This is a genomic window from Streptococcus suis (genome assembly GCF_002964045.1).
GTDB lineage: Bacteria > Bacillota > Bacilli > Lactobacillales > Streptococcaceae > Streptococcus > Streptococcus suis_U.
The window spans coordinates 1-17,359 of the sequence record NZ_POPB01000515.1 but is presented as its reverse complement, the minus strand read 5'-3'; the positions used below and the strand labels follow the sequence as shown (position 1 = coordinate 17,359).

The 17,359-nt window shown below is 45.5% G+C and carries 16 protein-coding genes; all 16 read left to right on the top strand.

Annotated features, from left to right (window positions below; genetic code table 11):
• The first annotated feature begins 236 nt into the window (after window positions 1–236).
• The 16 genes from plsX (at window position 237) to purB (ending at window position 17,241) form a co-directional block, all read left to right on the top strand.
• Window positions 237–1,244, top strand: a complete 1,008-nt coding sequence (gene plsX, locus C1E99_RS12415; RefSeq protein WP_105207704.1) for a phosphate acyltransferase PlsX — start codon at window positions 237–239, stop codon at window positions 1,242–1,244.
• Window positions 1,237–1,485 carry a phosphopantetheine-binding protein gene (locus C1E99_RS12410; RefSeq protein ID WP_029186656.1) on the top strand — a complete coding sequence of 83 codons (249 nt, stop codon included), beginning with the start codon at window positions 1,237–1,239 and terminating at the stop codon, window positions 1,483–1,485. Before plsX ends, C1E99_RS12410 begins: the two co-directional genes overlap by 8 nt.
• Window positions 1,486–1,602: 117 nt before the next feature.
• Complete coding sequence (gene purC / locus C1E99_RS12405) at window positions 1,603–2,310, top strand: phosphoribosylaminoimidazolesuccinocarboxamide synthase (protein WP_105207703.1); 708 nt, start codon at window positions 1,603–1,605, stop codon at window positions 2,308–2,310.
• Between the two features lie 12 nt (window positions 2,311–2,322).
• The gene (locus tag C1E99_RS12400) at window positions 2,323–6,042 is read left to right on the top strand and encodes a phosphoribosylformylglycinamidine synthase (RefSeq protein ID WP_105207702.1); all 3,720 of its coding nucleotides are present in this window, start codon (window positions 2,323–2,325) and stop codon (window positions 6,040–6,042) included.
• 2 nt (window positions 6,043–6,044) lie between these two features.
• On the top strand, window positions 6,045–7,499 hold the full coding sequence (gene purF / locus C1E99_RS12395; RefSeq protein WP_105207701.1) for an amidophosphoribosyltransferase: 1,455 nt from the start codon (window positions 6,045–6,047) through the stop codon (window positions 7,497–7,499).
• A gap of 55 nt (window positions 7,500–7,554) precedes the next feature.
• Window positions 7,555–8,577, top strand: coding sequence for a phosphoribosylformylglycinamidine cyclo-ligase (gene purM / locus C1E99_RS12390; RefSeq protein WP_105207700.1), 1,023 nt, complete (start codon window positions 7,555–7,557; stop codon window positions 8,575–8,577).
• Complete coding sequence (gene purN / locus C1E99_RS12385) at window positions 8,574–9,125, top strand: phosphoribosylglycinamide formyltransferase (RefSeq protein ID WP_105207699.1); 552 nt, start codon at window positions 8,574–8,576, stop codon at window positions 9,123–9,125. Before purM ends, purN begins: the two co-directional genes overlap by 4 nt.
• Window positions 9,126–9,134: 9 nt before the next feature.
• Window positions 9,135–10,682 carry a bifunctional phosphoribosylaminoimidazolecarboxamide formyltransferase/IMP cyclohydrolase gene (purH, locus tag C1E99_RS12380; protein ID WP_105207698.1) on the top strand — a complete coding sequence of 516 codons (1,548 nt, stop codon included), beginning with the start codon at window positions 9,135–9,137 and terminating at the stop codon, window positions 10,680–10,682.
• 123 nt (window positions 10,683–10,805) lie between these two features.
• Complete coding sequence (locus C1E99_RS12375; protein WP_105207697.1) at window positions 10,806–11,111, top strand: hypothetical protein; 306 nt, start codon at window positions 10,806–10,808, stop codon at window positions 11,109–11,111.
• 6 nt (window positions 11,112–11,117) lie between these two features.
• On the top strand, window positions 11,118–11,552 hold the full coding sequence (locus C1E99_RS12370; RefSeq protein WP_105207696.1) for a hypothetical protein: 435 nt from the start codon (window positions 11,118–11,120) through the stop codon (window positions 11,550–11,552).
• 115 nt (window positions 11,553–11,667) lie between these two features.
• On the top strand, window positions 11,668–12,930 hold the full coding sequence (purD, locus tag C1E99_RS12365; RefSeq protein ID WP_105207695.1) for a phosphoribosylamine--glycine ligase: 1,263 nt from the start codon (window positions 11,668–11,670) through the stop codon (window positions 12,928–12,930).
• 25 nt (window positions 12,931–12,955) lie between these two features.
• Window positions 12,956–13,444 (top strand): 5-(carboxyamino)imidazole ribonucleotide mutase, encoded by a 489-nt coding sequence (gene purE, locus C1E99_RS12360; RefSeq protein ID WP_105207694.1) that lies wholly within the window; start codon window positions 12,956–12,958, stop codon window positions 13,442–13,444.
• Entirely contained in the window at window positions 13,431–14,492 is a 1,062-nt protein-coding gene (gene purK / locus C1E99_RS12355) for a 5-(carboxyamino)imidazole ribonucleotide synthase (protein ID WP_105207693.1), read from the top strand. The genes purE and purK overlap by 14 nt, the downstream gene beginning before the upstream one ends.
• A gap of 10 nt (window positions 14,493–14,502) precedes the next feature.
• Window positions 14,503–15,540: a hypothetical protein gene (locus tag C1E99_RS12350; protein WP_105207692.1), complete on the top strand. Its 1,038-nt coding sequence runs from the start codon at window positions 14,503–14,505 to the stop codon at window positions 15,538–15,540.
• Window positions 15,533–15,679, top strand: a complete 147-nt coding sequence (locus tag C1E99_RS15035; protein ID WP_193441817.1) for a hypothetical protein — start codon at window positions 15,533–15,535, stop codon at window positions 15,677–15,679. Before C1E99_RS12350 ends, C1E99_RS15035 begins: the two co-directional genes overlap by 8 nt.
• Before the next feature lie 269 nt (window positions 15,680–15,948).
• Window positions 15,949–17,241: an adenylosuccinate lyase gene (gene purB, locus C1E99_RS12345; protein ID WP_105207691.1), complete on the top strand. Its 1,293-nt coding sequence runs from the start codon at window positions 15,949–15,951 to the stop codon at window positions 17,239–17,241.
• Window positions 17,242–17,359: the final 118 nt, after the last annotated feature.

Genomic DNA, 17,359 nt, shown 5'->3' with positions numbered 1-17,359 from the left:
AAGAACTAGGCTCTTTCTAGATACTTTTCATTTTTTTATCAGTTCGATTGTTTTTACTTGACAAAGGGCTTTACATATCAGTTTTTCTTTTATTACTTCGTTAACTCGCCTTGCCTAACTCCAGTTATGCCTGCGGCTCGTTGCCTAGTACTAAAAGTAAACTAAAAGACTATAATAGGAAAAAAGTTAAAATCGTGCTATAATATCTCTAAGACTAAAGTGAAGGAACTAGATAGATGAAACGTATTGCAGTAGATGCTATGGGTGGGGACCACGCCCCTCAGGCAGTGGTAGAAGGTGTCAATCAAGCCTTGGCTGCCTTTCCAGACATTGACATTCAACTTTATGGTGATGAGGCTAAAATCAAGCAGTATTTGACAGCGACAGAGCGTGTCAGCATTGTTCATACCACGGAGAAAATCAATTCAGATGATGAGCCTGTCAAGGCGATTCGTCGTAAGAAAGAAGCTTCGATGGTCCTAGCGACCAAGGCTGTCAAGGATGGTCAGGCAGATGCAGTCTTGTCAGCTGGAAATACGGGTGCTCTTTTGGCGGCAGGCGTCTTTGTCGTCGGTCGCATCAAGAACATCGACCGTCCTGGTCTTATGTCTACCTTGCCGACTATGGACGGTAAGGGATTTGATATGATGGACTTGGGAGCAAATGCTGAAAATACAGCTCATCACCTCTATCAGTATGGTATTCTTGGCTCATTTTACGCGGAGCACGTGCGTGGTGTCAAACAACCTCGTGTGGGACTTTTGAACAACGGTACGGAAGATACCAAGGGCACGCCAGTTCACCAAGAGGCTTATAAACTCTTGTCAGAAGACAAGTCGATCAACTTTATCGGCAATGTGGAGGCGCGTGAGTTGCTCAACAGCGTGGCGGATGTGGTCGTGACGGATGGTTTCACGGGAAACGCTGTGCTGAAAACAGTTGAAGGGACTGCAAAATCCATCGTTGGTCAGTTGACGGGGGCTATCAAAAATGGCGGTCTGCGTGCCAAATTGGGTGGTCTTTTGGTTAAGCCGACTCTTAAAAAAGCCTTGGGGGCGATGGACTATAAGAAAGCTGGCGGTGCTGTCTTGCTTGGTCTGAAGGCACCTGTCATCAAGGCGCACGGCTCTAGCGATGCACAGTCGATTTTCTATACCATTAAGCAAACGCGTTCTATCTTGGAGGCAGGTATTGTGGATAAATCAGTTGCCAAATTTTCAGTAGTGGAGGAGAGTCATGACTAGAGAGCAGGTCTATCAGCGAGTTGTTGAATTGATTCAGGATGAGAAGGGGGAAGACTTCCACGTTCAACCTGAGTCTACTTTGGCCGATAATATTGCAGCAGATTCGGTGGAAATCATGGAATTTGTCCTGACCTTAGAGGATGAGTTCGGAGTAGATGTGCCGGATGCGGCCATTGAACGCTTTGAAACCCTATCTGATATTGTGGATTTTATTTATGAAGAATTACAAAAACGTTCGTAGTTTACGGGCGTTTTTCTTTTTATTCGATATTATTTTAGATTTTTGTTTGTTAACACGAATATTGTGTGATAGAATAAACAAAAAGACTAGAATATTTTACGAAAGGCGAACATTTTAATGAAAACAGACCTTCTCTATTCAGGAAAAGCTAAAGATATCTATGCTACAGTTGATAGTGAGCAGATTGTTGCAGTTTACAAGGACCAGGCAACGGCTTTTAATGGCGGCAAGAAAGAGCAGATTGTGGGTAAAGGCCGGCTCAATAATCTGATTTCATCGCTTATTTTTGAAAAGTTGAATGCTGCAGGTGTAAAGACACATTTTATCAAGCGACTGTCTGACACGGAGCAGTTAAATAGAAAAGTGGAGATTATTCCGCTGGAGGTGGTTTTGCGAAATGTGACAGCTGGGTCTTTCTCAAAACGTTTTGGGGTAGAAGAAGGGATTGTATTAACTACTCCAATCGTGGAATTTTACTATAAAAAAGATGATTTAGATGATCCCTTTATCAATGAGGAGCACATTGCCTTTCTAGAACTGGCTAGTCAGGATCAGATCGCCTATATCAAGGAAGAAACAAGACGAATCAATGAATTCTTGAAGGACTTGTTTGCTCAGATTGGGCTAAGTTTGGTAGATTTCAAGCTAGAATTTGGGATTGACTCTTCTGGTCAGATATTATTGGCGGATGAATTTTCTCCTGATAATTGTCGTTTGTGGGATGCGGATGGAAACCATCTGGACAAGGATGTTTTTCGTCGGGGTCTCGGGGAATTGACCGAGGTTTACGAGGTCGTATTGGCAAAGTTAAAAGAAGTGAAATAAGGATTGGAAAAAATGGCGAAGCGGATTTTTGTTGAGAAGAAGACGGATTTTCAGATTAAGGCGGAGGCTCTTCGCAAGGAGTTGACCCATAATTTGCAGCTGACGAGTTTGACGAGTGTACGTCTGGTGCAGGTGTATGATGTCTTTCATTTGGAGGAGGGCTTGCTGGAGCAGGCCATCAAGCACATCTTTACAGAGCAGGTGACAGACAAGGTCTTGTCGGAAGCTGAGCTAGGCTTGGAAGGTGCTGTATATTTTGCAATTGAGGCTCTTCCTGGGCAATTTGACCAGCGGGCTGCCAGCAGTCAGGAGGCCCTTCTCTTATTGGGCAGTCGTCAGGAGGTGCGTGTCAATACTGGTCAGCTCTATATTTTGAACGGTGATGTGCAGGAAGAAGAATTAGCTGCCATCAAGAATTATTTGCTGAATCCTGTGGATTCGCGGTTCAAGGACTTGGATGCTCCTTTGGTGGCTCAGGAGTTTTCGGTGTCAGATGCTACTATTCCAAGCTTGGACTTCTTTGCTAGTTATGGGTCAGAGGATTTCGCGGCTTACAAGCGAGAAGCTGGCTTGGCTATGGAAGTGGAAGACCTGCTCTATATTCAGGACTATTTCAAGTCAATCGGTCGAGTGCCAACGGAAACAGAGCTCAAGGTCCTGGATACCTATTGGAGTGATCACTGCCGTCATACGACTTTTGAAACAGAACTCAGGTCTATTGACTTTTCAGCTTCAAAATTCCAAAAGCAATTGCAGGCGACTTATGACAAGTACTTGGCGATGCGGACAGAATTAGGTCGGACAGATAAGCCACAGACGCTTATGGATATGGCGACCATTTTTGGTCGCTATGAGCAGGCCAATGGTCGTCTGGATGATATGGAAGTGTCAGATGAAATCAATGCCTGCTCGGTGGAGATTGAAGTGGATGTGGACGGCGTAAAAGAGCCATGGCTCCTCATGTTCAAGAATGAAACCCACAATCACCCAACAGAAATCGAGCCTTTCGGTGGAGCAGCAACCTGTATCGGTGGAGCCATTCGTGATCCCTTGTCAGGACGTTCTTATGTTTATCAAGCCATGCGGATTTCAGGTGCGGGCGATATTACCCAGCCTCTGACAGCTACTCGCCCAGGGAAATTGCCGCAGCAAATCATTTCTAAAACAGCGGCACATGGTTATTCTTCATACGGAAACCAAATTGGTCTTGCGACCACCTATGTACGTGAATACTTCCACCCAGGCTTTGTCGCTAAACGGATGGAACTTGGTGCCGTGGTCGGTGCTGCTCCTAAGGAAAATGTGGTCCGTGAAAAACCAGTTGCAGGCGATGTAGTCATCCTACTGGGAGGCAAAACAGGTCGAGATGGTATCGGTGGGGCAACAGGCTCGTCCAAGGTACAGACAGTTAAGTCTGTGGAAACAGCTGGTGCGGAAGTCCAAAAAGGAAATGCTATTGAAGAACGCAAAATTCAGCGTTTGTTCCGCAACGGTAACGTTACACGCCTTATCAAAAAATCCAATGACTTTGGTGCAGGCGGTGTCTGCGTAGCCATTGGGGAACTGGCAGATGGTCTTGAAATCGACTTGGACAAGGTACCGCTTAAGTATGCAGGCTTGAACGGAACGGAAATTGCTATTTCGGAATCACAAGAGCGGATGAGTGTCGTTGTCCGTCCAGAGGACGTAGATACCTTTATCGCAGCTTGTCGTCAGGAAAATATCCATGCAGTTGTCGTAGCCAAAGTGACTGAAAAACCAAACCTAGTCATGACCTGGAATGGACAAATCATTGTTGATTTGGAGCGTTCCTTCCTTGATACAAACGGTGTGCGCGTGGTGGTGGATGCTAAGGTCGTTGACAGCACTGTCAATTTTCCAGAAATGCGTAAAACATCTGCTGAAACCCTGCAAGAAGACTTGAAAGATCTTCTATCAGACCTCAACCATGCTAGTCAGAAAGGTTTGCAGACGATTTTTGACTCATCTATTGGTCGCACAACCGTCAACCACCCACTCGGAGGTCGTCACCAGTTGACTCCGACAGAAAGTTCTGTGCAGAAGTTGCCTGTACAACATGGTGTGACGACAACGGCTTCTGTCATGGCTCAGGGCTATCATCCTTATTTGGCAGACTGGTCACCTTACCACGGGGCTGCCTATGCGGTCATTGAAGCGACAGCACGCTTGGTGGCAACAGGGGCTAACTGGTCCAAGGCTCGCTTCTCCTATCAGGAGTATTTCCAACGCATGGACAAGCAGGCAGAGCGTTTTGGTCAGCCAGTAGCGGCTCTGCTCGGCTCTATCGAGGCTCAGATTCAGCTTGGCCTGCCATCTATCGGTGGCAAGGATTCCATGTCTGGTACCTTTGAGGACCTGACCGTTCCGCCGACCCTGGTTGCCTTTGGCGTGACCACGGCAGACAGCCGCAGGGTCCTCTCGCCAGAGTTCAAGGCGGCTGGTGAGCACGTTTACTACTTACCAGGTCAGATTTTGTCAGAAGACATTGATTTCGCCTTGATCAAGTCTAATTTTGAGACTTTTGAAAAATGGCAGAGCGATTACACGATTACGGCTGCTAGTGCAGTCAAGTACGGAGGTGTTCTAGAAAGTCTAGCCCTCATGTCCTTTGGTAACCAAGTCGGAGCAAGAGTTGAGCTTGCAGACCTTGAAACTAGCCTGACAGGCCAGCTCGGAGGATTTGTCTTCACATCCAAAGAAGACATTCCAGATGCTGTGAAGATTGGACAAACTACTCCAGACTTTACACTGGTTGTCAATGGTGTCAACCTTGCTGGACAGGACCTACAAGCTGCCTTTGAAGGTAAGTTGGAAGAAGTCTATCCAACAGAATTTGAACAGGCTACAGACTTACAGGATGTTCCTGCAATTACCAGTTCAGCAGTTATAAAAGCAAAAGAAACCGTTGAAGTACCTGTGGTTTACATCCCAGTCTTCCCAGGTACCAACTCAGAATACGACTCCGCCAAAGCCTTTGAACAGGCTGGTGCAAAAGTCAATCTTGTCCCATTTGTGACCTTGGATGCGGAAAGTATTGAACAGTCTGTTGACACCATGGTTGACAACATTGAAAAGGCCAATATTCTTTTCTTCGCAGGTGGATTCTCGGCTGCGGATGAACCAGACGGGTCTGCTAAGTTTATCGTGACCATCTTACGAAACGCCAAGGTCCGCTCTGCTATTGACCGTTTCATCGAAAAAGGTGGCCTCATCATCGGTATCTGTAATGGCTTCCAGGCCCTTGTCAAATCGGGCTTGCTACCTTATGGAAACTTTGAGGAGGCGGGTGAAACCAGTCCGACCCTCTTCTACAATGATGCCAACCAACACGTTGCCAAAATGGTGGAAACGCGGATTGCCAATGTCAACTCACCGTGGTTAGCAGGTGTCCAAGTCGGAGATATTCACGCTATTCCAGTTTCACACGGGGAAGGAAAATTTGTCGTGACGGACGAAGAATTCGCTATCTTGCGAGATAATGGGCAGATTTTCAGCCAATACGTTGACTTTACTGGTCAGCCAAGCATGGATTCTAAGTACAATCCAAACGGTTCTAGCCATGCTATTGAAGGTATTACCAGTCGTAACGGTCAGATTATCGGGAAAATGGGACACTCAGAACGTTATGAGGACGGTCTTTTCCAGAATATTCCAGGTAAGAAAGACCAAGGGCTCTTTGTTTCAGCAGTTCGCTATTTTACAGGAAAATAACTATGACATACGAAGTTAAATCACTCAACGAAGAATGCGGTGTTTTCGGTATTTGGGGACATCCGCAGGCTGCTCAGGTGACCTATTTCGGTCTGCATAGCTTGCAGCACCGTGGGCAAGAAGGAGCAGGGATTTTGGCCAATGATGGTGGGCATTTGCGTCGCCATCGCGGAACGGGCCTGATTGCAGAAGTCTTCAAAAATCCAGCAGATTTAGAAGCCTTGACTGGAAGGGCTGCCATTGGTCATGTCCGCTATGCGACTTCTGGTTCTGCTTCTATCAATAATATTCAGCCCTTCCTCTTTGATTTTGCAGATATGCAGGTGGGCTTGGCACACAATGGGAATTTGACCAACGCGGTCAGTTTGAAGGCTGAATTGGAAAAAAATGGTTCCATTTTCTCTTCTTCTTCCGATACGGAAATTCTCATGCACTTGATTCGTCGCAGTCACAATCCAGACTTTATGGGCAAAATCAAGGAAGCCCTCAATACTGTTAAAGGTGGCTTTGCATACTTGATTATGTTGGAAGACAAATTAGTTGCAGCTCTGGATCCAAATGGCTTCCGACCACTTTCAATAGGCAAAATGAAAAATGGTGCCTGGGTTGTTGCTAGTGAAACTTGTGCTTTTGAAGTAGTGGGTGCTGACTGGGTGCGAGATGTGGAGCCTGGTGAAATTGTTGTCATTGATGATTCAGGAATTCAATATGACAGCTATACAAGAGATACGCAACTGGCAGTTTGCTCTATGGAGTATGTCTACTTTGCTCGCCCAGATTCAGTCATTCACGGGGTCAATGTCCACACGGCTCGTAAAAATATGGGACGTCGTTTAGCCCAGGAATTTCAACAGGAAGCAGACATTGTCGTTGGTGTGCCCAATTCCTCTCTATCTGCTGCTATGGGATTTGCAGAAGAATCTGGTTTGCCAAATGAAATGGGTCTAATCAAAAACCAATATACCCAACGGACATTTATTCAGCCGACCCAGGAATTGCGGGAGCAGGGTGTGCGCATGAAGTTGTCAGCTGTTTCAAGTGTTGTCAAAGGAAAGCGCGTGGTCATGATTGACGACTCTATTGTTCGCGGGACAACTAGCCGTCGCATTGTCCAGCTTCTTCGTGATGCAGGGGCAAAAGAAGTCCATGTGGCTATCGGTAGCCCAGAACTCAAGTACCCGTGTTTCTATGGCATTGATATTCAGACCCGTCGTGAACTGATTTCAGCCAACCATACCGTTGAGGAAGTCTGTGAGATTATCGGAGCTGACAGTCTGACCTACCTTTCTCTTGAAGGGATGATAGAGGCCATTGGTATCGACACCGATGCTCCAAAAGGTGGACTCTGTGTGGCCTATTTTGACGGAGAATTTCCAACTCCTCTATATGACTATGAGGAAGAATACCTCCGTAGCCTAGAAGAGAAAACGAGTTTCTACATTGAAAATGTCAAGTAAAGACAGAGGTGTCAATGTTACTTGACAGACCTGTAAACTGTTGAAAGGAATCAAAATGACAAATAAAAATGCCTACGCCCAGTCGGGTGTTGACGTCGAAGCTGGATATGAAGTTGTTGAACGCATCAAGAAACACGTAGCTCGGACAGAACGCTTGGGTGTGATGGGAGCTCTCGGTGGTTTTGGCGGGATGTTTGACCTGTCTAAACTGGATGTCAAAGAGCCGGTCTTGGTATCAGGAACAGACGGTGTCGGCACCAAGCTCATGCTGGCGATTCAGTACGACAAGCACGACACCATTGGTCAGGATTGCGTAGCTATGTGTGTCAACGACATCATCGCAGCAGGTGCGGAGCCACTTTACTTCCTCGACTACATCGCGACAGGAAAAAATGAACCAGCCAAGCTGGAGCAGGTGGTGGCTGGTGTTGCAGAAGGCTGTGTCCAAGCTGGTTGCGGTCTGATTGGCGGTGAAACAGCTGAGATGCCTGGTATGTACGGCGAGGATGACTATGACCTGGCTGGCTTTGCTGTCGGTATTGCGGAGAAGTCCCAGATTATTGACGGCAGTAAGGTCCAGGAGGGCGACATTCTCCTCGGCCTAGCTTCCAGCGGCATCCACTCCAACGGTTATTCCCTAGTCCGTCGTGTATTTGCGGATGTTGCTGGCGACGCTCTGTTGCCAGAGCTCAATGGCAGAGCTCTGAAGGATGTCCTCCTAGAGCCTACCCGTATCTATGTCCAGCAGGTGTTGCCTCTGGTAAAAGCAGGGCTGGTCAACGGCATTGCCCATATCACAGGCGGTGGCTTTATCGAAAATATTCCCCGTATGTTTGCTAATAATCTTGCAGCTGAGATTGAAGAGGATAAGATTCCAGTCCTCCCAATCTTTACGGCCCTTGAAAAATACGGCCACATCAAGCATGAAGAAATGTTTGAAATTTTCAATATGGGAATCGGATTGGTCATGGCAGTCAGTCCAGACAAGGTTGACAGTGTCTGTCAACTAGTTGACGAGGAAGTTTACACCATTGGTCGCATCATCGTCAAGGAAGACAAGAGTGTGATCATCAAATGAAGCGAATAGCAGTGTTTGCATCAGGCAATGGCTCCAATTTCCAAGTCATCGCAGAGCAGTTTGAAGTAGCCTTTGTCTTTTCAGATCGCAGAAACGCCTATGTCTTGGAACGGGCTGAAAAACTAGGTGTACCAGCCTTTGCTTTTGAACTAAAAGAGTTTGCAGATAAACAGGCCTACGAAGGAGCTATCATCCAAATGCTAGACCAACACCAGATTGACTTGGTGGTCTTGGCAGGCTATATGAAGATTGTGGGACCAACCCTGCTGGCTCAGTACGAAGGTCGGATCATCAATATCCACCCAGCTTACTTGCCGGAATTTCCAGGAGCTCATGGGATTGAAGATGCCTGGCAGGCAGGCGTATCTGAAAGTGGCGTAACAGTTCACTGGGTTGATAGAGGCGTTGACACAGGACTAATTATCAAACAAGTCCGAGTTCCCCGACTGGCTGACGATACTTTAGAAACCTTTGAAGCCAGAATACATGAAGCAGAATACCAACTCTATCCAGCAGTCTTGGAGGAGTTGGGGGCAGTGAGACAATAAGGAGAAATCATGACAAAACGTGCGTTAATTAGCGTATCAGATAAGAATGGCATCGTAGAACTTGCCCAGGAATTGATCAAACTTGGCTGGGAAATTATCTCGACAGGAGGCACAAAGGTTGTCTTGGATCAGGCAGGCGTAGCGACTATTGCCATTGATGATGTGACCGGTTTTCCAGAGATGATGGACGGCCGTGTTAAAACCCTGCACCCCAAAATTCACGGTGGTTTGTTGGCGCGTCGGGATTTGGACAGCCATTTGCAAGCTGCTAGCGACCATGAAATTGGCTTGATTGACTTGGTGGTGGTCAACCTCTATCCCTTCAAAGAGACCATCTTGCGTCCAGACGTGACCTACGACTTGGCGGTGGAGAACATCGACATCGGCGGTCCATCCATGCTCCGTTCGGCAGCCAAAAACCACGCCAGCGTGACAGTTGTTGTGGATCCGGCGGATTATCCGACGGTTTTAGGGGAAATAGCAGAGCAGGGACAGACGACCTACTCAACGCGTCAGCGATTGGCTGCCAAGGTTTTCAGACACACCGCAGCCTACGATGCCCTGATTGCAGCCTACTTCACCAAGCAAGTCGGTGAAGATAAGCCTGAAAAACTCACCCTTACTTATGACCTCAATCAGCCTATGCGTTACGGTGAAAATCCCCAGCAAAATGCGGATTTCTACCAAAATGCCCTGCCAACAGACTATTCTATTGCAGCTGCTAAGCAGTTAAATGGTAAGGAGCTGTCTTTCAACAACATTCGTGATGCGGATGCGGCCATTCGGATTATCCGTGATTTTAAGGACCGTCCAACTGTTGTGGCTCTCAAACACATGAACCCTTGCGGTATCGGGCAGGCAGAAACCATTGAACAGGCTTGGGATTATGCTTATGAAGCTGACCCAGTATCGATTTTCGGAGGCATTGTTGTGCTGAACAGGGAAGTGGATGCTGCGACGGCTGAAAAGATGCACCCGATTTTCTTAGAAATCATCATCGCACCGGGCTACTCGGCAGAAGCGCTAGCTATTTTGACCAATAAAAAGAAAAATCTTCGGATTTTGGAACTGGCCTTTGACGCACAGGATGTCAGCGAAGTAGAAAAAGAGTTCACAGGCGTTGTCGGCGGGCTCTTGGTGCAGGATCAGGACGTGGTGGTGGAAAGCCCAGCGGACTGGCAGGTGGTGACCGAGCGTCAACCGTCCGATCAAGAGTGGGCGGCTATGGAGTTCGCCTGGAAGTCCTCCAAGTATGTCAAGTCCAACGGCATCATCATTACCAATGACAAGATGACCTTGGGCGTGGGGCCGGGACAAACCAACCGCGTGGCGTCCGTCCGTATCGCTATCGAGCAAGCCAAAGATCGTTTGGAGGGAGCCGTTTTGGCGTCGGACGCCTTCTTCCCCTTTGCTGATAACGTGGAAGAAATCGCAGCGGCAGGCATCAAGGCTATCATCCAGCCAGGTGGCTCTGTTCGCGACCAAGATTCCATTGACATGGCTAACAAGTACGGCTTGACCATGGTCTTTACAGGAGTCAGACATTTTAGACATTGAGAAATTTAGAGAAAGAGGAACATCTAATAATTGTTAGGTGTTTTTCTGTTTTAATGGTCTTGGAATTTTTAGGATAATTTAGTATACTAATATCGAAATTATATTTTGGGAGAGGTACTTAGTATGTTTAGATATTTAAAGAAAAATTGGTATGTCGTTTTTTTACTTATTGTCCTTATTTTTATATCAGGTCCACTATTTTCCCTCTATTTAACTCAAATTCAACGGGTTTTAAATAATAGTTTAGGTGATTGGCTGAGTTTTTATGGAGCTATCATTGGTATTGGTATTTCTTTTATTGTTTTTCATTTTCAATTATTTATTGATAAAGAAAAATTTAAGGTAAGTCAGAGACCAGAGTTGTTTATAGATTATAGCTATCAAGTTGTGAAATCTTCTAGTTGTGTTTATTATCACGATAAATATTGATATGGTTTGATTCAAAGTAATAAGAACACCAAAAAATTAGCAGTAAATTCATTTCAAAATTCGTATAGTGCGGACAATAAACGAGATAAGGCACTTTCTATTGAAATTGTAAATAATCAACCCTTGTTTAATCTTCAAATTCAGTTTGGGGATTCTCTCGATTATGCCATCGTTCCTAAATTGTCAGAAGGACAAAAAATTTATATTATTTCCAAAAAGCATCAAGAGGCCATTTTTAATTATCTACTATCTAATATTCCAGATTTCATGCATATTCCTCCAGAATTAACAATCTATTATACAACACTCTCAGGGGAAAAACTTAAGAGAATATATAAGGTAGATGAGAAGGGACAGGCAAGTAAAATAGAAGAACAAGCTATTGCAAGTTATTCTCCTCCTTCTAACTTGAATTATGTGTGTGATTATTTTATCAAGTAGTAGCTCACCTCGTGTGAGCTTTTTCTATTCCCGAACATTCTTCTGTTCCTTCTATCAAAATCCGTCCATTTTTGCTATACTGTTTATATAAAATCCGTTTTTGAGGTGTGAAAAAATGAAACTTTTGGTTGTCGGGTCTGGTGGTCGTGAACACGCGATTGCAAAGAAGTTGTTGGCATCTGATCAGGTAGAACAGGTCTTTGTTGCTCCTGGTAATGACGGAATGACTTTAGACGGAATTGAGTTAGTTAATATCGGAATTTCCGAACATTCTTCTCTTATCAATTTTGCTAAGGAAAATGATATTGCATGGACTTTTGTTGGTCCAGACGATGCTTTGGCAGCAGGTATCGTTGATGATTTTGAACAGGCGGAACTAAAGGCTTTTGGCCCGAGTCGTCTCGCCGCGGAGCTGGAGTGGTCAAAAGACTTTGCCAAACAAATCATGGTCAAATACGGCATTCCAACAGCAGCCTTTGGCACATTTTCCAACTTCGAAGAAGCCAAGGCCTACATCGAAGAGCAGGGCGCACCCATCGTGGTCAAGGCAGACGGCTTGGCACTGGGCAAGGGTGTAGTCGTGGCGGAAACCGTCGAGCAGGCGGTCGAAGCGGCACGGGAGATGCTCTTGGACAACAAGTTCGGCGACTCAGGTGCCCGCGTAGTCATCGAGGAGTTCTTGGCGGGCGAGGAGTTTTCCCTCTTTGCCCTGGTCAACGGCGACCAGTTTTACATTCTGCCGACAGCCCAGGACCACAAGCGTGCTTTTGACGGCGACCAAGGTCCCAACACAGGCGGTATGGGGGCTTACGCTCCTGTTCCCCACCTGCCTCAAAGCGTGGTGGATACAGCGGTTGACACCATTGTCAAGCCGATTCTTGAGGGCATGATTACGGAGGGGCGGTCTTATCTGGGCGTGCTCTATGCTGGCTTGATTCTGACCGACCAAGGTCCCAAGGTCATCGAGTTTAACGCCCGTTTTGGCGACCCAGAAACCCAGATTATCCTGCCTCGTCTGACCTCCGACTTTGCTCAGAACATCGACGATATCCTCCACAAACGCCCGACCCAGCTGACTTGGCTGGAAAGTGGCGTGACGCTGGGCGTGGTTGTGGCATCAAACGGCTATCCTCTGGACTACGAAAAAGGCGTGACCTTGCCAGCGAAGACTGAGGGCGACATAACGACCTACTATGCAGGGGCTCGTTTTGCGGAAAATAGCAGAGCACTGCTATCAAACGGCGGTCGGGTCTATATGTTAGTCACCACAGCAGACACCGTCCAAGAAGCCCAGGAAAAAATTTACTCGGAGCTGAAAAATCAGGATACGACAGGCCTCTTTTATCGGACAGATATTGGAAGTAAGGCCGTTAAATAAGGGATAAAGAAAAGGAAAGACAAGTATGAACATTCCAATTTCCATCATCATGGGTTCTAGTTCTGACTGGAAAACCATGAAAAAAGCAGCCGATGTGCTAGACAAATTTGGTGTAGCCTATGAAAAGAAAGTGGTCTCTGCCCACCGCACACCAGACCTCATGTTCCGTCATGCCGAGGAAGCGCGTGGTCGTGGCATCAAGGTTATTATCGCAGGAGCAGGCGGTGCGGCTCATTTGCCAGGTATGGTAGCAGCCAAGACCAGCCTGCCTGTTATCGGTGTTCCTGTTCAATCTCGTGCATTAAGCGGTGTGGATTCGCTCTACTCTATCGTGCAGATGCCAGGCGGCGTGCCCGTTGCGACTATGGCGATTGGCGAAGCAGGTGCTACCAATGCAGCCTTGACCGCTCTTCGCATTCTCTCCATTGAAGACCAAACCATTGCAGCTCAGCTGGCAGATTTTGCCAAGGAACAGGAAAAAATTGCGGAGGCGATGACAGATGACCTTATCTAAGACAATCGGAATTATCGGTGGCGGCCAGCTGGGGCAGATGATGGCTATTTCCGCTATTTACATGGGCCACAAGGTTATCACGCTAGATCCTGCGGCGGACTGCCCAGCCTCCAAGGTCAGCGAGGTTATCGTCGCTCCCTATCACGATGTGGTGGCCCTCAAACAGCTAGCGGAGCGGTGCGATGTCCTGACCTACGAGTTTGAAAATGTCGATGCCGACGGACTGGACGCAGTCATCAAGGACGGCCAGCTCCCTCAAGGGACAGACCTGCTCCGTATTTCCCAGAACCGTATTTTTGAGAAAGATTTTTTGGCAAAAAAAGCTGGCGTGCAAGTCGCCCCCTACAAAGTCGTCACATCTAGCCTAGACCTAGAAGGTCTGGACCTCAGCAAAAACTATGTCTTAAAGACAGCGACTGGGGGCTATGACGGACATGGTCAAAAGGTCATTCGAGAAGAGGCGGACTTGGTAGAAGCCAGTCAGTTAGCAAATACTGCTGAGTGTGTTTTGGAAGAGTTTGTGAATTTCGACCTGGAAATCTCCGTCCTTGTATCTGGCAATGGCTCCGACTACACCGTCTTTCCTGTACAGGAAAATATCCACCGCAATAATATTCTTTACAAAACTATCGTGCCTGCCCGTATTTCAGATGAACTTGCTGAAAAAGCCAAAACCATGGCTCTGCAAATCGCAGACAAGCTCCATTTAGCAGGCACCCTCTGTGTTGAAATGTTTGTGGCAGGGCAAGAAATTCTTGTGAATGAAATTGCTCCTCGACCACATAATTCGGGGCATTATTCTATTGAAGCCTGTGATTTTTCACAGTTTGATACCCATATCCGAGGCATTCTCGGCCAGCCCCTGCCTCCAATTCGTCTGCTTTCTCCAGCAGTTATGATTAACGTTTTGGGACAAGACATGGAAGCAGCCCAAACCTTTCTTCAAGAAAACCCTAGCGCCCACTTGCACCTCTATGGTAAAATAGAAGCAAAGCACAACCGCAAAATGGGACACGTGACGGTGTTGGGGGAGGATGAAGCAGGTTAGGAGGTAGTATATGAGTGAATTAGCAATTAAAAGAGAAGAAATTGCTACTAAAGATGAAGATAGACAATTATCAGTACAATTTTTGAAAAATAAAAATATTAATTTGGAACAGATTGGTAACTATTTTGCGACAATCGTAAATTCTTACAAAGAAATCCAACAGAACATTAATGCAGAAGAGATGTATGTTGTTAAGTTTACAAAAGAGCAATTAAAAAAATATCAAAATGGCGAAATAGATTTTCAAAGAACAGCAGATAGAACAGCTTTATTGCCTAATTTTGTAAAAAAAGGAACAAATAATGAAATTGTCTCTAAAGCAAGATTAGAAAAAATTGTTTTAGATAATCCAGAAGCGTTTCAAAATGTTACTAGCAATGTTAATCAATTAGCTAACGCTCAAAAAATTGCTGATTTGGAAATATTACTGACCGAAGTTAAACAAATTGTTTTGGAAGTTAAACGAGGCCTAAAAGATGACAGGCGTTCAAAGATTTTAGGAGCAGAAAGTACAATCAATCAGGCATTAATGATGCCAGACGATAATCCCCAAAAGCAGGTTTTATTACTTAATTCCATAAGTCACCTTAATGAGGGGAGAGAAGCATTAATAAAGGAATTTGAAAACGAGATTAAAAAGAACATTTCTATTCCTAATTCAAAATGGCAACTGTTTTTAAAATCTGTATTTGATGAGAAGTTTAATCAAGATGTTTTAGAAAGTTTTTCAGAATTAAATGAACAATTTTCTTATATTGTAAAGTCTACGGAACTATTAGCTAAGACATACATGATTACTGGCAATCATCAACTTATAGATAGTCTTTATACCCCTGTAAAGTTATTAGTTGAAAAAAACCAAGAATATGTAGGACAATTACTTGAATTGCAAGATGTTGATAATGAATTAGAACGGCAGTTGAAATGGTGTGTTGAACCTGCGGAATTTATTGCTCAAATTGGTATGACAGAATTGGCAGATGACGACATAATTGCAATTGAATTTACAGGAGAGGAATTGCTGAGAGGTGGAATTTCAAATGGATAAAAATCAAGTGCACAAAATCGGAAAAAATTTAAATAAACCTGTCAAATTTGTGAAGAAGCATATCGGTACAATTTCTACTGCAGTAGTTGTTTTTGGCGGGCCAATGTTAACAAGTTATTTAAAAGAAAAAAACAAATAACATGACAGATAAGTTTGAATATGGACTTAATATAGATTTGATATAGATTTAATATAGAATGGAAGGTCCCATAATCTATCAACTGGATATGGCTACGGATTTTCTTAATCAACAATTTTTAAAACAAAAGGAAAGGAAAGAGGGTGAGTTCGAGTCATTGAACTCGGGATAAAAGCGTCGGAAAAAAGATAAACTGTCTTGTGTGCTAGCACACAGCGTCAGTTTCCTATTTTTCTCTCGCTTTCTTAACGCCCTCTGTATCATAAATCATGATCAATCGTTATTCCCGCCCAGAGATGGCGAATATTTGGAGTGAAGAGAACAAGTACCGTGCTTGGTTGGAGGTGGAAATCCTCGCTGATGAGGCTTGGGCTGAGTTGGGTGAGATTCCCAAGGAAGATGTAGCCTTGATTCGTGAGAAGGCGACTTTTGACATCGACCGCATTTTAGAGATTGAAGAGGAAACCCGTCACGATGTGGTGGCTTTCACGCGTGCGGTTTCTGAAAGTCTTGGTGAGGAACGCAAGTGGGTCCACTATGGTCTGACATCGACCGACGTGGTGGATACGGCTTACGGTTACCTCTACAAGCAGGCCAACGACATCATCCGTCGTGACCTTGAAAACTTTACCAATATCATCGCTGACAAGGCACGTGAGCACAAGTACACCATCATGATGGGGCGGACTCACGGTGTCCATGCGGAGCCAACGACCTTCGGTCTTAAATTGGCGACTTGGTATAGCGAAATGAAACGCAACATGGAGCGTTTTGATGTAGCGGCCAAGGGCGTTGAAGCTGGTAAAATTTCAGGTGCGGTTGGTAACTTTGCCAACATTCCTCCATTTGTGGAAGAGTATGTTTGTGGCAAATTGGGCATTCGTCCGCAGGAAATTTCGACCCAGGTCCTTCCTCGTGACCTTCACGCAGAATATTTCTCAGCCCTAGCCTTGATTGCAACGTCTATCGAGCGTATGGCGACAGAAATCCGTGGACTGCAAAAATCTGAACAACGTGAAGTCGAAGAGTATTTCGCCAAAGGCCAAAAGGGCAGCTCTGCTATGCCCCATAAACGCAACCCTATCGGCTCTGAAAATATGACCGGTCTGGCTCGTGTGGTGCGTGGTCACTTGGTGACGGCTTTTGAGAATGTGGCTCTCTGGCACGAACGCGATATTTCCCATTCGTCAGCGGAGCGGATTATCACGCCGGATACGACCATCCTTATCAACTATATGCTCAATCGTTTTGGCAATATCGTCAAGAACTTGACGGTCTTCCCTGAAAATATGAAACGCAATATGGAGTCAACTTTTGGCTTGATTTATAGCCAGCGTGTCATGCTCAGTTTGATTGAGAAAGGTATGACCCGTGAGGAAGCCTATGACTTGGTGCAACCAAAAACTGCGCAATCATGGGATAATCAAGTGGACTTCAAGCCCCTTCTCGAAGCGGATGAGCGTGTGACAGCTAAACTTAGTCAGGAAGAAATCGATGAACTCTTCAACCCAGACTACTATGCGAAGCGTGTTGATGACATCTTTGAACGACTTGGATTATAAAAAATGGCTCTTTGTCAACTGTAGTGGGTAGATGAAAAGCTAACACCTAGAGAGGACGAAATTCGTTCTCTCTTTCTTTATGTTCAAAGCAATCAAAATCCGTTTTTTAAAGTTTTCA

Bases quoted from the DNA above. Each gene is read 5' to 3' on its own strand.
- plsX (WP_105207704.1), top strand. From the start codon at position 237: ATGAAACGTATTGCAGTAGATGCTATGGGTGGGGACCACGCCCCTCAG.
- C1E99_RS12410 (WP_029186656.1), top strand. From the start codon at position 1,237: ATGACTAGAGAGCAGGTCTATCAGCGAGTTGTTGAATTGATTCAGGAT.
- purC (WP_105207703.1), top strand. From the start codon at position 1,603: ATGAAAACAGACCTTCTCTATTCAGGAAAAGCTAAAGATATCTATGCT.
- C1E99_RS12400 (WP_105207702.1), top strand. From the start codon at position 2,323: ATGGCGAAGCGGATTTTTGTTGAGAAGAAGACGGATTTTCAGATTAAG.
- purF (WP_105207701.1), top strand. From the start codon at position 6,045: ATGACATACGAAGTTAAATCACTCAACGAAGAATGCGGTGTTTTCGGT.
- purM (WP_105207700.1), top strand. From the start codon at position 7,555: ATGACAAATAAAAATGCCTACGCCCAGTCGGGTGTTGACGTCGAAGCT.
- purN (WP_105207699.1), top strand. From the start codon at position 8,574: ATGAAGCGAATAGCAGTGTTTGCATCAGGCAATGGCTCCAATTTCCAA.
- purH (WP_105207698.1), top strand. From the start codon at position 9,135: ATGACAAAACGTGCGTTAATTAGCGTATCAGATAAGAATGGCATCGTA.
- C1E99_RS12375 (WP_105207697.1), top strand. From the start codon at position 10,806: ATGTTTAGATATTTAAAGAAAAATTGGTATGTCGTTTTTTTACTTATT.
- purD (WP_105207695.1), top strand. From the start codon at position 11,668: ATGAAACTTTTGGTTGTCGGGTCTGGTGGTCGTGAACACGCGATTGCA.
- purE (WP_105207694.1), top strand. From the start codon at position 12,956: ATGAACATTCCAATTTCCATCATCATGGGTTCTAGTTCTGACTGGAAA.
- purK (WP_105207693.1), top strand. From the start codon at position 13,431: ATGACCTTATCTAAGACAATCGGAATTATCGGTGGCGGCCAGCTGGGG.
- C1E99_RS12350 (WP_105207692.1), top strand. From the start codon at position 14,503: ATGAGTGAATTAGCAATTAAAAGAGAAGAAATTGCTACTAAAGATGAA.
- C1E99_RS15035 (WP_193441817.1), top strand. From the start codon at position 15,533: ATGGATAAAAATCAAGTGCACAAAATCGGAAAAAATTTAAATAAACCT.
- purB (WP_105207691.1), top strand. From the start codon at position 15,949: ATGATCAATCGTTATTCCCGCCCAGAGATGGCGAATATTTGGAGTGAA.